The following is a 12960-nucleotide window of genomic DNA, read 5'->3' on the forward strand; positions in this document are numbered from 1 at the left end:
GCGACGGGGGCTCAGGCGTCGGCGGGATCGGGGTCCAGCAGCGCGACCGTGACGATCGCGCCGACGTTCTCCACCTGCCACGGTCGCGCGCCCCGCTCGGTCAGGAACGCGTCCACGGTCTCGGGGGTGATCGGGGCGGGCGGGGCCCAGCAGATCCGCCGGAGGGTGTCCGGGGTGAGGAGGTTCTCGGTGGGCATCCCCAGCTGCTCGGCCCGCCGGGCGACGCGGGCCTTGGCCGTGCGCAGGCGGCGGTCCGCCACCGGGTCGCGGTCCTTCCAGGCCCGGGGTGGGGGCGGGCCGTCCCCGGTGCGGATCTGCGCCGCGGGGGCGTCGCCCCGCTCGGCGTCCTCGACGCCGGCCCGGATCGCGGCGATCCAGCGCGGGGCCTCGCGGCTCGCGGCGCGGCCGTGGAAGCCGGAGGTCTGGCGCAGGGCGGGGACGGTGCGCGGCTGAGCGGCCGCGGCGGCGACGATCGACCGGTCCGGGATGAGCCGGCCGGGGGCGACGTCGCGGTGGCGGGCGAGGTCCTCGCGGGCCTCCCACAGGCGCTTGAGGACCGCGCGCTGCACGGGGCGGCGCAGCGTGTGGGAGCCCGAGGTGCCGCGCCAGGGGTCCTTCTTCGGCGCGGGCGGCGGGGCCGTGCGCACGTGCTCGAACTCCTGCTCGGCCCACGCGAGCTTGCCGTCGGCCTCGAGGCGCGCGATCAAGGCCTCGCGCAGCGGGACGAGCAGCTCGACGTCGAGCGCGGCGTAGGCGAGCATCGCCTCGGGCAGCGGGCGCACCGACCAGTCGGCGGCCGAGTGCTCCTTGGCGAGGGTGACCCCCAGCAGCTCCTCCAGGACCGCGGCCAGGCCGACGCGCGGCAGGCCGGCCACCCGGGCCGCGAGCTCGGTGTCGAACAGCCGATCGGGGCGCAGCCCCTGCTCGGCCAGGCAGGGCAGGTCCTGGCTGGCCGCGTGCAGGATCCACTCGACGCCCGCGAGGGCCTCCTGCAGCGGGGCCAGCCCGTCGAGGGCCTCGGGGTCGACAAGCCAGATGCCGGCGCCCTCGCGCTTGAGCTGGACGAGCATGGCCCGTTGGCCGTACCGGATCCCGGAGGCGCGCTCCGCGTCGACGGCGACGGGCCCGGTCCCCGCGGCGAGGGCCGCGGCGCAGGCCTCCAGGCCCGCGCGGGTGTCGGTGAGCCGGGGGACTCCGCCGGCCGGTGTGGCGATCAGCCGCGGGGGCGCGTCCGGGGCGGCCGTCTCGGGGGCGTCGGTCATGCTGCTCCTGTTCGGGGAGGTCGGGGACGGGCCGGGGCCCGGTGTGCCGGAGGCGCGGGCGCGCGGTCAGGGGCCGGCCGTGGAGACGTCCGCGGCGTGCTCCGGCGGCAGGCCGGCGAACGCGCAGATCATGTCCGACCACGCCTCGAGATGCGAGCCGAGGTCCCGCGGGGCCGGAGTCCACGAGGCGCGCAGCTCGATGTCGGTGGTGTCCGGGGTCGCACTGAGCGTCCCGAAGCCCTCCGCGATGCTGCGCGTCGCGGTGCCGCCGGCGTGGGAGTGCTCGGCGTGGCGGCGCTCGAGCGCCTCCACCAGCCACGTCCACGCGACGGCGCCGGCCAGCTGGTCCAGCGCGACGTCCGGTTCCAGGCTCGCACGGATCCAGGTCACCGCCCGGAACCCGCCCGGCCACCGGGCGTCCGGGGCCGGGTCGTGCAGGAGGACGAACCGCCCCGTGGCCAGCACGCCGCCGGTCGCCCCCGGCCCACCGCACACGTCGGCGGCGAGGGCGACGGCGAAGGGCGCCTGCCCCTCGGGCGCCGGGATCTCCCGCAGCCGCACCTCGGTCCGCGGCCGCGCATCGCGCAGGTCCGCCAGGGCACGCCGGAACACCCCCGGCGGCACGGGCGCCTCGACCGCCCGGGGGGCGGCGGAGAGGCGACGGGGCCCGATCACGCTCATGCCCGTCAGCCTAGGCCGCGGGGCCCACCGGGCCGCGGGGGCGCGCCGTGGAGGCCACGGCGCTCCCGCACCGGTTCAGCGCGCCCCGTCCGGGGCCGCCGCGTCGTCGGCGGGGGCCAGGCGCAGCGAGATCGAGTTGATGCAGTAGCGCAGGTCCGTGGGGGTGTCGTAGCCCTCGCCCGCGAAGACGTGACCCATGTGGGAGCCGCACGCCGCGCACCGCACCTCGATCCGCTCCATGCCCAGGGTGGTGTCCTTCAGGTACTCCACCCGGTCCTCCGCGAGCGGCGCGAAGAACGAGGGCCAGCCGCAGTGCGCGTCGAACTTCTCGTCCGAGCGGAACAGCTCGGACCCGCACGCCCGGCACGCGTACACGCCCTTCACGTGCGAGTCCCAGTACTCGCCCGTGAAGGGCCGCTCCGTGCCGGCCCGGCGCAGCACCTGGAACTCCTCGGGCGTGAGCCGTCGGGCCCACTCCTCGTCCGTCAGGCGGGCGCCACCCGGGGCGGCCAGGGTCTGCTCGGGAGCGGGGGCGTCCCGCGCGGGGTCGGGGGTGGGACCGTCATGGGGGGTGTGGGGAGTCTCGGTCATGCCCGGTGCAACGGTCCGGAGCGCCGTGGTGTTCCCGGCCGGCGCCGCATTGGCGGGCGCGCCCGCCCGTGGAGGACAATGGCGCGCATGGCCGCACGACCCCGCCGTCCCCGTCCCCGCCCCGCCGACCTGCCGCCCGCCCTGGCCGCCGCCGTCACCGTGGCATCCCGGCGGGCCGGGGGCCGCGACTCCCGCGTCCGCCGAGCGGGCCGCCTGGTCCGCCGCGGGGTCAGCGGATCGGTGCGCGGCGGCGTGGCCGTGGCCTCCCCGGTGGCCCGCTGGGCCCCGCCCGTGCTCAGCGTCGCCGCGGCCTCCGCCTTCGTGCTGGCCGGGGCGAGCTCGGCGCTCGCGGGCGTGTTCGCCCGCACCGTGGTGACCCCCGTGCGCCGCCACGCCGAGTCCACGCCGATCCTCGCCGTCGTCGACACGCCCGCCGGGCAGGACGTGATCCTGCAGGCCGACGAGTACACCACCGTGCCCGGGCAGTACTCCCTCACGTTCGACGACGGCGCCGGATGCGCCCGGATCGGGGAGATCACCTCCTTCGACCCCCGGGACGGCACGGTGCAGCGCGCGGTCGAGGAGGTCTTCTCCGGGGATCTGACGACGGCGACCCGGGGCCGGTTCACCGGCTTCGTCTACCCGACCCCCGCCGACGCCGGGCTCGACGCCGAGGACGTGCAGGTGCCGGTGCCCGGCGGCCACGCCCGCGCATGGCGCATCGCGCCGGGCCCCAGCGAGGACGGCGAACCCCGTCCCGCGGAGGGGCTGTGGGCGGTGATGGTCCACGGCCGCGGCGCGCGCCGCAACGAGGGCATCCGCGCCGTGCCGACCGCCCGCCGCCTGGGCATGACGTCGCTGCTGATCTCCTACCGCAACGACGGGGACGCCCCGGACGCGGCCGACGCCCGCTACGGGCTCGGCACCACCGAGTGGGAGGACGTCGAGGCCGCGATCCGCTACGCCCTCGACCACGGCGCCCGGGACGTCGTCCTCTTCGGCTGGTCCATGGGCGGGGCCGTGGTGCTGCAGACCGTGGACCGCTCCACGCTGGCCCCGCACGTGCGCGGCGTGGTCCTGACGGGCCCCGTCGTGGACTGGGTGGACGTGCTGCGCCACCAGGCCCGGCTCAACCGGATCCCCGAAGCCGTGGGCCTGCTCGGCCAGTGGCTGCTGGCCAACCGGGCCGGCCGGTTCATCACGGGCCTGGCCGCCCCCGTGGACCTCAAGGCCCTGGACTGGGTGACCCGCGCCGACCACGTGCGCGTGCCCACGCTGATCCTGCACTCCGAGGACGACGAGTACGTGCCCGTCGGCCCCTCGCAGGACCTGGCCGAGCGCAACCCGGACCTCGTGCGGTTCGTCCGCTTCCACCAGGCCCGCCACACCCGCGAGCAGAACGTGGACCCGCGCAAGTGGGACACCACCGTGCGCGGCTGGCTGCGCGCCGTGCTCAGCGCCCCCCGCCCCGGCGGCCGGGGGCGCTGACCGGGCTCAGGCCGCGGCGTCCGCCAGCCCCCGACGGCGCAGCAGCGGCTCGAGCTCGGCGTCCCGGCCGCGGAACGCGCGGTAGGACTCCAGCACGTCACGCGTGTCGCCCCGCGAGAGCAGCTCGTCCGCGAACCGGCGGCCGTTCTCCCGCGTCATCCCGCCGTGCGCGCGGAACCACTCCACGGCGTCCGCGTCCAGCACCTCGGCCCACACGTAGGAGTAGTACCCGGCCGCGTAGCCGCCGCCGAAGATGTGCTTGAAGTAGCCGGTGCCGTAGCGCGGAGGCACCAGGTCCGGATCGATGCCCGCCTCGGTCAGCACCCGGCGCTCGAAGGCGGCCGGGTCGGCCGTGGCGGCGTCCACCGTCTCCTCCGTCACCGAGTGCCAGGCCCAGTCCACGAGCGCCGCGCCCAGGTACTCGACCGTGCGGTGCCCCTCGCCCCACAGGTCCGCCGCCTCGAGCCGCTCCAGCGTCCCGGCCGGCAGCGGCTCGCCCGTCTCCACGTGCCGCGCGTACGCGGCCAGCAGGGACGGCTCGCGCAGCCACACCTCGTTGACCTGCGACGGGAACTCGACGACGTCGCGCGGCACGTTCGTCCCGGTGAGGGAGGCGTACTCGCCCCGGGCCAGCAGTCCGTGCAGGGCGTGGCCGAACTCGTGGAACAGCGTCGTGGCCTCATCCAGCGTCAGCAGGGCCGGACGCCCCGCCGCCGGGGCCGGCACATTCATCGTGGTGAACACCACCGGGCGCTCGCCCAGGGCGTCCGCCATGTCCCGCACCGTGTGCATCCAGGCGCCGCCCGACTTGGTCGGCCGCGCGAACAGGTCCGCGACGAACAGACCCACCCCGGCACCGTCCTCACCCGTCACCTCGAACACCCGGATCCCGGGGCGGTACAGGTGCCGCGCCAGCTCCGGGCGCTCGGCGAACGTGAGCCCGTACAGCGCCGTCGCCGCCGCGAACACGCCCTCCGTCAGCACCCGGTCCAGCTCGAAGTACGGGCGCAGGGCGTCCGCGTCCACGGCGAACTCCTCGCGCGCGTACGCCGCGGACAGCGCCGGCCAGTCCCACGGGGCCACCTCGGCGTCCGTCCGGCCCGCGTGCGCCGCCGCCGTCGCCGCGTCCGCCCGCGCGTTGGCCATCGCCCGCGGCGCCATCGCGGCCAGCAGATCCTCCACGGCCGCCGTCGACGGCGCCGCCCGGTCCTTCAGCGCCTGCTCGGCCCAGCTCTGCGCCCCCAGCAGCCGCGCCTTGCGCAACCGCAGCCGCACCATCGCCATCGCCGTCGCCAGCGTCTCGTGCTCCCCGGACCCGCCCCGGCCCGTCGACGCCTCGAACACCTCGCGCCGCATCCCCTCGTCCTGCAGGGACGCCAGCCACGGCTGCGACGTGAACAGGGACAGCGTCAGCAGCCACGGGCCCGCCGCCGCGTCCCCGTCCCCGTGCCCCGCCTCGGCGGCCGCCCCCGCCGCCGCGGCCAGGTCGTCCTCGCTCAGACCGGCCAGGCGCTCGCGGTCCGTGACGAGCACGGCGCGGGCCGCCGTGTCCGCCACGAGGCGGCGCGTGTAGGCGGCCGAGAGGGACGCCAGCTCCGTGTTGATCCCGCGCAGCTCCTCGCGCGCGGCCTCGTCCAGGTCCGCCCCCGCCAGGGAGAGGCGCAGTCGCAGCGTCTCCAGCAGGCGGGCGTCCTCGCCGGTGAGGCCGCCGTCGTCGATCGCCGCGACGCGCGAGGCCAGCCGCGGGTCCAGCAGGATCGCGTCCTCGTGGGCCGCGAGCTCGGGGGAGAGCTCCTCGGCCAGGGCCTGCCGCGCGTCCGTGCCGTCCGAGCCGACGAGCGTGAAGAACATGGCGGCGGAGCGGCGCAGCAGCTGGCCGGACAGCTCGAGCGCACGGACGGTGTTCTCGAAGGTCGGCGCCGTGGCCGCCCCGAGGATCTGGTCGACCTCGGCGCGCTGGGCCGCCATCCCCGCGCGCACGGCCTCGGCCAGCTGCGCGTCGGAGACGGCGGAGAAGTCGGGCAGGCCGTAGGGCAGGTCGGAGGGGGTCGCCAGCGGGTGGTCGGCGGGCAGGACGGAGGGCGCGGAGGTGTGGGTCATGGGCGCGAGTGTAGTCAGCCGTGATCCGCGCCACCCCACCGGGCGTCGCTAGACTGGGCGGTCGAGCCAGCAGACGAGATCCAGACCTGAGGAGGCGTGATGGCAGGACATTCCAAGTGGGCGACCACCAAGCACAAGAAGGCCGTCATCGACGCGCGGCGCGCCAAGGCGTTCGCGAAGTACATCAAGAACATCGAGGTCGCGGCGCGTGCCGGCGGCCCCGACGTCGCCGGCAACCCCGCGCTCGACCTGGCCGTGTCCAAGGCCAAGAAGGCCTCGGTGCCCAACGACAACATCGACCGCGCCGTCAAGCGCGGCGCCGGCCTGACCGGCGAGGTCATCGACTACGCCGAGATCATGTACGAGGTCCGCGGCCCCCAGGGCTCGGCGCTGCTGGTCGAGTGCCTGACCGACAACAAGAACCGCGCCGCCGCGGACGTGCGCGCGGCCGTCACCCGCAACGGCGGCACCATGGCGGACTCCGGCTCCGTCTCCTTCCTCTTCGAGCGCAAGGGCCTCGTGCGCCTGCCGGCCGAGGGCAACACCGAGGACGGCCTGCTCGAGGCCGTGCTCGAGGGCGGCGCGGACGCCGAGGAGGTCGTCCTCTCCGGCGACTCCTTCGAGATCCTCTCGGACCCCTCCGACCTGCAGTCCGTGGCCAAGGCCCTCGACGAGGCGGGCGTGGAGTACGAGTCCGACGAGCTCGAGTTCGTCCCCACCATGAAGGTGGACCTGGACGCGGCGGGCGCCCGCACCTTCCTCAAGCTGGCCGACGCCCTCGAGGACCTCGACGACGTCCAGAACGTCTTCTCGAACGTGGACATCGCCCCCGAGGTCCTCGCCGAGCTCGACGAGGACTGATCGCGCTGAGCGCGCGCCGGCCCGCCGACGTCGTCCGGATCCTCGGGGTGGACCCGGGGCTCACCCGCTGCGGGATCGCCGTGGTGGACGTGGACGCGCGACGGCGGGCCGGGCTCGTCCACGTCGAGGTCACGGGCACCCCGCCCACCGCCTCCCTGGACCAGCGGCTCCTGCGCATCGACGAGGCCGTCTCCGCGGTCCTCGCCGCGCACCGGCCCGACCGCGCCGCCGTCGAGCGCATGTTCGCGAACACGAACACGCCGACCGTGCTGGGCACGGCCCAGGCCGCGGGCGTGGCGATCGCCGCGGCCGCGCGCGCCGGCGTCCCCGTGGGCCTGCACACCCCCTCCGAGGTCAAGGCCGCCGTCACCGGGCACGGCGACGCGGGCAAGGAGCAGGTCACCACGATGGTCACCCGGATCCTCCGCCTCGACGCCCCGCCGCGCCCGGCCGACGCGGCCGACGCCCTCGCCCTGGCCATCGCCCACGGCTGGCGCGGCACCGCCCTCGGCGCGGCCGCCGGCCAGACCGGCCTCGACACCGCGGACCTCGCCTCCCGGGCGGGGCGCTCGCAGTTCGCCGCCAAGGCGCCCGCGCGCGCCCGCCCGCGGGGCCAGCTCACCGCCGCCCAGCGGGCCTGGCTCGACGCCGAGCGATCGGCGGGCGGCGGACGACGCCGGTAGGCCGCCGCCGGGCCGGCGTTCGATGATATGTTCGAATCCGCGCCGACCGGCGTCCGTCCGTCCCGACAGGAGGGCCCCTCATGATCGCCTCGCTCAGCGGCACCGTCGAGCACGTGGCCCTCGACCGGGCGGTCATCGCCGTCGGCGGCCTGGGCGTGCAGTTCTCCGCCACCCCGCAGACGCTGGCCACCCTGCACGAGGGCCGGCCGGGGGCGGTGCAGACCCACCTCGTGGTCAAGGAGGACGCCCTGACCCTCTACGGCTTCGCGGACCGTGACGAGCGCGAGGTGTTCGAGGTGCTCATCACGGCCAACGGCGTGGGTCCCCGCCTCGCCCTGGCGATCCTCTCCGTCCACCACCCCGAGACCGTGCGCCGGGCGGTCACCGAGGAGGACGAGAAGACGCTCACCCGCGTGCCCGGCATCGGGCCGAAGATGGCGCGCAAGATCATCGTCGAGCTCTCCGGCCGCCTCGCGCCCACCGGGGAGCAGGTACCCGAGGCGGAGGCCGAGGCGAGCGCCGAGCCGGCCGTCGAGACGGTCTGGCACGCCGACGTCGTGCAGGCGATGGCCGGCCTGGGCTGGTCCGAGAAGGAGGCGCTCAAGGCCGTCGAGGCCACCGTGGCGGCCCGCCCGGAGCTGGACGAGGGCCGCGACGTCGCCGCGCTGCTGCGCGCCACCCTGCGCGACGTCGGCAGGGCCGGCGCGGTGCGAGGCGGGCGATGAGCGCGGAGTCCTCACCGCTGTCCGCGGCGGCCGTCGACCCGGAGGAGCGCCGGCTCGAGGCCGCGCTGCGCCCCAAGCATCTGGACGAGTTCGTGGGCCAGATGCGCGTGCGCGAGCAGCTGGACCTCATGCTCGCCTCCGCCCGGCTGCGGGACCGCGCCGCGGACCACGTGCTGCTCTCCGGCCCGCCCGGGCTCGGCAAGACCACGCTGGCGATGATCGTGGCCGCGGAGATGAACGCCCCCCTGCGGCTGTCCTCCGGCCCCGCGATCCAGCACGCGGGCGACCTCGCGGCCATCCTGTCCTCGCTCACCGAGGGCGAGGTGCTCTTCCTCGACGAGATCCACCGGATGTCCCGCCCGGCCGAGGAAATGCTCTACATGGCCATGGAGGACTTCCGCGTGGACATCGTGGTGGGCAAGGGCGCCGGCGCCACCTCGATCCCGCTCGAGCTGCCGCCCTTCACGCTCGTGGGCGCCACCACGCGGGCCGGCCTCCTGCCGGGGCCGTTGCGCGACCGCTTCGGCTTCACGGGCCACCTGGACTTCTACACCGAGGGGGAGCTCGAGCGCGTCCTGCGCCGCTCCGCCCTGCTGCTGGACATGCGGCTGGACACGGAGGGGTACCGGCAGATCGCCCGGCGCTCGCGCGGCACCCCGCGCATCGCCAACCGGTTGCTGCGCCGGGTGCGGGACTGGGCGCTCGTGAAGGGGCTGGCCGAGGTCGGCCCGCACGACGCCGCCGCCGCCCTGGACATGTACGACGTCGACGGGCGGGGCCTGGACCGGCTCGACCGGTCCGTGCTCACCGCCCTGTGCACCACGTTCGGCGGCGGGCCCGTGGGGCTCAGCACGCTGGCCACCGCCGTGGGGGAGGAGGCCGAGACCGTGGAGACCGTGGCCGAGCCCTTCCTCATCCGCGAGGGCATGGTGGCGCGCACCCCCCGTGGCCGTGTCGCGCTGCCGGGGGCCTGGGAGCACCTGGGCCTCGCCGCTCCGGAGGCCACGCCGGGGCCGTGACGCCCAGGGCGGGCCCCTACACTGGACAGGCCCGCCCACCCCGAGCATCAGGAGTCCCCCATGCCCGTCGCCACCGCCGCGACCCTGCCCGTGATCGCCCAGCAGGCCCAGGGAGGCGGCGGCAGCATGCTCATGCTCATCGCCTTCGCCCTGCTCGCGGTGATGCTCTTCGTCTCCTTCCGCAAGGGCAAGAAGATCCAGCAGCAGCAGGCGCAGATGCGCAGCACCCTCGCCCCGGGCGACGAGGTCATGACCGGCGCCGGCATCTTCGGCACCGTCGTGGCCGTGGACGCCGAGGCCCAGCGGGTGACGCTGGAGACCGCGCCGGGCACCCGCATGGACGTGCACCTGCAGGGCATCACCACCGTCGTGGAGCCCGAGACGGCCGCCGCGGCCGAGGCCCCGGCCAGCGTCGACCCCGCCGCCGCGCCCACCACGGACCCGTCGCGTCTGGATGACGCCCCCGGCACCGAGTACCGCGCCGACGACGCCGATCCGCGTCCGCGCCGCGACGACCTGGCCTGAGGCCCACCCACCCCTGCACACGCGGCCCCGCCTGGCGGGGCCGCTCGGATGTGACGGAAGCACCTGAGCAATGGCGAAGAGAACACCCACCGGCTCCGCCGGGCGCACCCTGGCCTGGCTGGCCGCCCTCCTCGTGGTCCTGGCCGCGATCCTCGGCGGGGGCGTGGCCTCCGGCGCGGCCTCCTGGGCTCCCAAGCTCGCCCTCGACCTCGAGGGCGGCACGCAGATGGTGCTGGCCCCCGAGACCTCGACGGGCGAGTCCGTCACCCCCGAGCAGCTGGACCAGGCCGTGGAGATCATCCGCCAGCGTGTGGACGGCTCCGGCGTGGCCGAGGCGGAGGTCGCCACGCAGGGCTCCCAGAACGTGGTCGTCTCCCTGCCCGGGGTCCCGGACGAGGAGACCCGCCGCCTGATCCAGGCGTCCGCGGACATGCAGTTCCGCCCCGTGCTGCAGTCCGGCTCGGGGGAGGCCACGCCCGAGGACCAGCGCCTGCCCGAAGACCAGCTGCCCGCGCCCGACGGCGAGCCGGCCGACGCCTACGACCCGAACTGGGTCACCCCGGCCCTGCTGGCCGAGTTCCAGGCCACGGACTGCACCGCCCCGCGGGACCCGGCCGCGCCCCCGCCGCCGTCCGACCGGGCGATCGTCGCCTGCCAGCCCTCCGGGGAGCTCGCCGACGGCGCCGTCACGCCGGCCCAGAAGTACATCCTGGGCCCCGTGGTCATCCCGGGCACCCAGATCAAGGGCGCGTCCAACGGCATGGCCCAGGCCCAGGGCGGCGTCTCCACCAACCAGTGGGTCGTCAACATCGACTTCGACGAGGAGGGCGCCAAGACCTTCACGGAGGTCACCCAGAAGCTCACCCCGTACCCCGAGGGCGACCCGCGCAAGCAGTTCGCGATCCTGCTGGACGGGGCCGTGATCTCCGCGCCGCAGTCCAACGTGGTCATCACCAACGGCAGCGCGCAGATCAGCGGCCCCACCCTGAACGAGCAGACGACGGCGCAGCTGGCCGAGCAGCTCGACTACGGCTCCCTGCCGATCTCCTTCTCGATCGAGTCCGAGCAGCAGATCTCCGCCACGCTCGGCCGGGACCAGCTCTTCTGGGGCCTGATCGCCGGCCTGATCGGCCTCGGCCTCGTGGCCGTGTACCAGTTCTTCCAGTACCGGGCCCTGGGCCTGCTGACCTTCGCCTCGATCATCGTGGCGGGCGTGCTGACGTGGCTGGCCATCGCGATCCTGGGCTGGACGGACAACTACCGCCTGTCCCTCGCGGGCATCGCCGGGCTCATCGTGGCGATCGGCCTGACGGCGGACTCGTTCATCGTCTACTTCGAACGCATCAAGGACGAGCTGCGCGCGGGCCACACCGTCCCCGTCGCCGTGCACGAGGGCTGGAAGCGCGCCCAGCGGACGATCACCGCGTCCAAGGCCGTGAACCTGCTGGCCGCCGTCGTGCTGTACTTCGTGGCCGTCGGCAACGTGCGCGGCTTCGCGTTCACCCTCGGCCTCACCGCGATCGCCGACCTGATCGTGGTGTTCATGTTCACCCACCCGCTCATGGTGCTGCTGGCCCAGACCCGCTTCGTGGGCGAGGGGCACCCGATGTCCGGGCTGGACCCGTCGCTGCTGGGCGGGCCGTCCCTGTATCAGGGCGCCGGCCGCTTCCGCGAGCCCGCCACCGGGCTCCCGGCGGAGGCCGCCGACGAGTCGACCGGCGCCGGCGACACGGAGGCCGCCGACGCCCCGCGGCCGCTCGTGGCGACGGGCGCCCCCCGCGCGGGCTCGTCCGGCCGGGGCGGCCGCCGCTCGCGCACCGAGCCGCCCATGACGATCGCCGAGCGACGCCGCGCCGAGCGCCGTCGCCAGGAGGAGGACCAGTGAACCGCTTCGCCGACTGGGGCAACGCCCTCTACTCGGGCCGCACCTCCTACCCGTTCATCCAGCGCTGGCGGCGGTGGTTCGCCCTCGCCGCCCTGCTGCTCGTCCTCGCCGGCGGCCTGACCGCCCTGCGGGGCGGCTACAACCTCGGCATCGAGTTCCGGGGCGGCTCCGAGTTCACCGTCTCGCAGACGGCCTCCACCGACATGGCCGCGGGCGAGCGCGCCGTGACCGACGTGCTGGCCGACGGCCACGCCACCGTCACGAACGTCGCCCCGGGCACCGTGCGCGTCCAGACCGAGCAGCTCGACGACGCCCAGACCCGAGCCGTGGCCGCGAACCTGCAGGAGGCCTACGGCGTCGGCCAGGACCAGGTGACCTCGACCTTCGTGGGGCCGACCTGGGGCGCCGCCGTGTCGCAGCAGGCCCTGATCGGCCTGGTGATCTTCGTGGTGCTCGTGACCCTGTTCATGGCCGTGTACTTCCGCACCTGGAAGATGTCCCTGGCCGCCGTGCTCGGCATGCTCTACGTGGTCGCGCTGACCGCCGGCATCTACGGCGCCACCGGCTTCGAGATCACGCCGTCGGCCATCATCGGCTTCCTCACGATCCTGTCCTACGCGCTCTACGACACCGTGGTGGTCTTCGACAAGATCCGTGAGAACACGATCGGGTCCGAAGAGGACCCGGAGCGCACCTTCGTCGAGAACGTGAACCTCGCGGTGAACCAGACGCTCGTCCGGTCCATCACGACCTCCGTCGTCGGCATCCTGCCGGTGGGCTCGATCCTGTTCATCGGCGCGGGGCTGCTCGGTGCCGGCACGCTGCGGGACATCGCGCTCGCGCTGTTCGTGGGCATCATCGTGGGCACCCTGTCCACCCTGTTCCTCCAGGCGCCGCTGTACGCCCTGCTGCGCCGCAACGACGCGGACGTGCGCGACCACGACGCCCGGGCCGCGGCCCGGGCCACCCGGGAGCGTGGCTCAGACGCGGTCGCCGATCCCGACGTCGCACCCTGGGACGACGGCGCACGGCTCTGACGGAGCCGCTGCGGCCCCGGCGGTCTTCCTGGGGCGGGGTGGGACGGGCGCGGGTAGACTCGCCGATCATCCCGGCCGGAGCGGTCGGGGCCGCACGAGTCAG

12 protein-coding genes are annotated in these 12960 nt (G+C 75.4%); 8 read left to right on the forward strand and 4 right to left on the reverse strand.

The window, feature by feature from the left end:
* Positions 1 to 11 precede the first annotated feature (11 nt).
* The 3 genes from ACUXPL_RS08100 to msrB all read right to left on the reverse strand — a co-directional run bounded on the left by ACUXPL_RS08100 (position 12) and on the right by msrB (position 2534).
* Complete coding sequence (locus tag ACUXPL_RS08100) at positions 12 to 1262, reverse strand: HRDC domain-containing protein (protein WP_454183124.1); 1251 nt, start codon at positions 1260 to 1262, stop codon at positions 12 to 14.
* Positions 1263 to 1328: 66 nt separating this feature from the next.
* Positions 1329 to 1943, reverse strand: a complete 615-nt coding sequence (locus ACUXPL_RS08105; protein WP_155932988.1) for a DUF3000 domain-containing protein — start codon at positions 1941 to 1943, stop codon at positions 1329 to 1331.
* A gap of 75 nt (positions 1944 to 2018) precedes the next feature.
* Positions 2019 to 2534, reverse strand: coding sequence for a peptide-methionine (R)-S-oxide reductase MsrB (gene msrB, locus ACUXPL_RS08110; RefSeq protein ID WP_144819011.1), 516 nt, complete (start codon positions 2532 to 2534; stop codon positions 2019 to 2021).
* An 87-nt stretch (positions 2535 to 2621) separates the two neighbouring features.
* Between msrB and ACUXPL_RS08115 the strand changes: the two genes are divergently transcribed.
* Complete coding sequence (locus ACUXPL_RS08115; RefSeq protein ID WP_454183126.1) at positions 2622 to 4022, forward strand: alpha/beta hydrolase family protein; 1401 nt, start codon at positions 2622 to 2624, stop codon at positions 4020 to 4022.
* Positions 4023 to 4028: 6 nt separating this feature from the next.
* On the opposite strand, the gene ACUXPL_RS08120 is transcribed toward ACUXPL_RS08115, so the two are convergent.
* A complete protein-coding gene (locus ACUXPL_RS08120; RefSeq protein WP_454183128.1) occupies positions 4029 to 6122 on the reverse strand; it encodes a M3 family metallopeptidase in 2094 nt (697 codons plus the stop codon).
* 99 nt (positions 6123 to 6221) lie between these two features.
* Between ACUXPL_RS08120 and ACUXPL_RS08125 the strand changes: the two genes are divergently transcribed.
* The 7 genes from ACUXPL_RS08125 to secF all read left to right on the forward strand — a co-directional run bounded on the left by ACUXPL_RS08125 (position 6222) and on the right by secF (position 12857).
* Positions 6222 to 6983 carry a YebC/PmpR family DNA-binding transcriptional regulator gene (locus ACUXPL_RS08125; RefSeq protein ID WP_200968886.1) on the forward strand — a complete coding sequence of 254 codons (762 nt, stop codon included), beginning with the start codon at positions 6222 to 6224 and terminating at the stop codon, positions 6981 to 6983.
* Positions 6984 to 7030: 47 nt separating this feature from the next.
* Positions 7031 to 7666, forward strand: a complete 636-nt coding sequence (gene ruvC / locus ACUXPL_RS08130; protein WP_180535688.1) for a crossover junction endodeoxyribonuclease RuvC — start codon at positions 7031 to 7033, stop codon at positions 7664 to 7666.
* Positions 7667 to 7746: 80 nt separating this feature from the next.
* Entirely contained in the window at positions 7747 to 8391 is a 645-nt protein-coding gene (gene ruvA / locus ACUXPL_RS08135) for a Holliday junction branch migration protein RuvA (protein ID WP_180535687.1), read from the forward strand.
* Positions 8388 to 9410, forward strand: a complete 1023-nt coding sequence (gene ruvB / locus ACUXPL_RS08140) for a Holliday junction branch migration DNA helicase RuvB (protein ID WP_180535686.1) — start codon at positions 8388 to 8390, stop codon at positions 9408 to 9410. Before ruvA ends, ruvB begins: the two co-directional genes overlap by 4 nt.
* 60 nt (positions 9411 to 9470) lie before the next feature.
* Positions 9471 to 9935 (forward strand): preprotein translocase subunit YajC, encoded by a 465-nt coding sequence (yajC, locus tag ACUXPL_RS08145; RefSeq protein WP_454183131.1) that lies wholly within the window; start codon positions 9471 to 9473, stop codon positions 9933 to 9935.
* Between the two features lie 70 nt (positions 9936 to 10005).
* On the forward strand, positions 10006 to 11820 hold the full coding sequence (gene secD, locus ACUXPL_RS08150; protein ID WP_180535684.1) for a protein translocase subunit SecD: 1815 nt from the start codon (positions 10006 to 10008) through the stop codon (positions 11818 to 11820).
* Positions 11817 to 12857 (forward strand): protein translocase subunit SecF, encoded by a 1041-nt coding sequence (gene secF / locus ACUXPL_RS08155; protein WP_180535683.1) that lies wholly within the window; start codon positions 11817 to 11819, stop codon positions 12855 to 12857. Before secD ends, secF begins: the two co-directional genes overlap by 4 nt.
* Positions 12858 to 12960: the final 103 nt, after the last annotated feature.

This window comes from Micrococcus sp. 140720015-1, assembly GCF_053627595.1.

Bases quoted from the DNA above. Each gene is read 5' to 3' on its own strand.
- ruvB (WP_180535686.1), top strand. From the start codon at position 8,388: ATGAGCGCGGAGTCCTCACCGCTGTCCGCGGCGGCCGTCGACCCGGAG.
- ACUXPL_RS08115 (WP_454183126.1), top strand. From the start codon at position 2,622: ATGGCCGCACGACCCCGCCGTCCCCGTCCCCGCCCCGCCGACCTGCCG.
- ruvA (WP_180535687.1), top strand. From the start codon at position 7,747: ATGATCGCCTCGCTCAGCGGCACCGTCGAGCACGTGGCCCTCGACCGG.
- ACUXPL_RS08120 (WP_454183128.1), bottom strand. From the start codon at position 6,122: ATGACCCACACCTCCGCGCCCTCCGTCCTGCCCGCCGACCACCCGCTG.
- yajC (WP_454183131.1), top strand. From the start codon at position 9,471: ATGCCCGTCGCCACCGCCGCGACCCTGCCCGTGATCGCCCAGCAGGCC.
- msrB (WP_144819011.1), bottom strand. From the start codon at position 2,534: ATGACCGAGACTCCCCACACCCCCCATGACGGTCCCACCCCCGACCCC.
- ACUXPL_RS08105 (WP_155932988.1), bottom strand. From the start codon at position 1,943: ATGAGCGTGATCGGGCCCCGTCGCCTCTCCGCCGCCCCCCGGGCGGTC.
- secD (WP_180535684.1), top strand. From the start codon at position 10,006: ATGGCGAAGAGAACACCCACCGGCTCCGCCGGGCGCACCCTGGCCTGG.
- ACUXPL_RS08100 (WP_454183124.1), bottom strand. From the start codon at position 1,262: ATGACCGACGCCCCCGAGACGGCCGCCCCGGACGCGCCCCCGCGGCTG.
- ACUXPL_RS08125 (WP_200968886.1), top strand. From the start codon at position 6,222: ATGGCAGGACATTCCAAGTGGGCGACCACCAAGCACAAGAAGGCCGTC.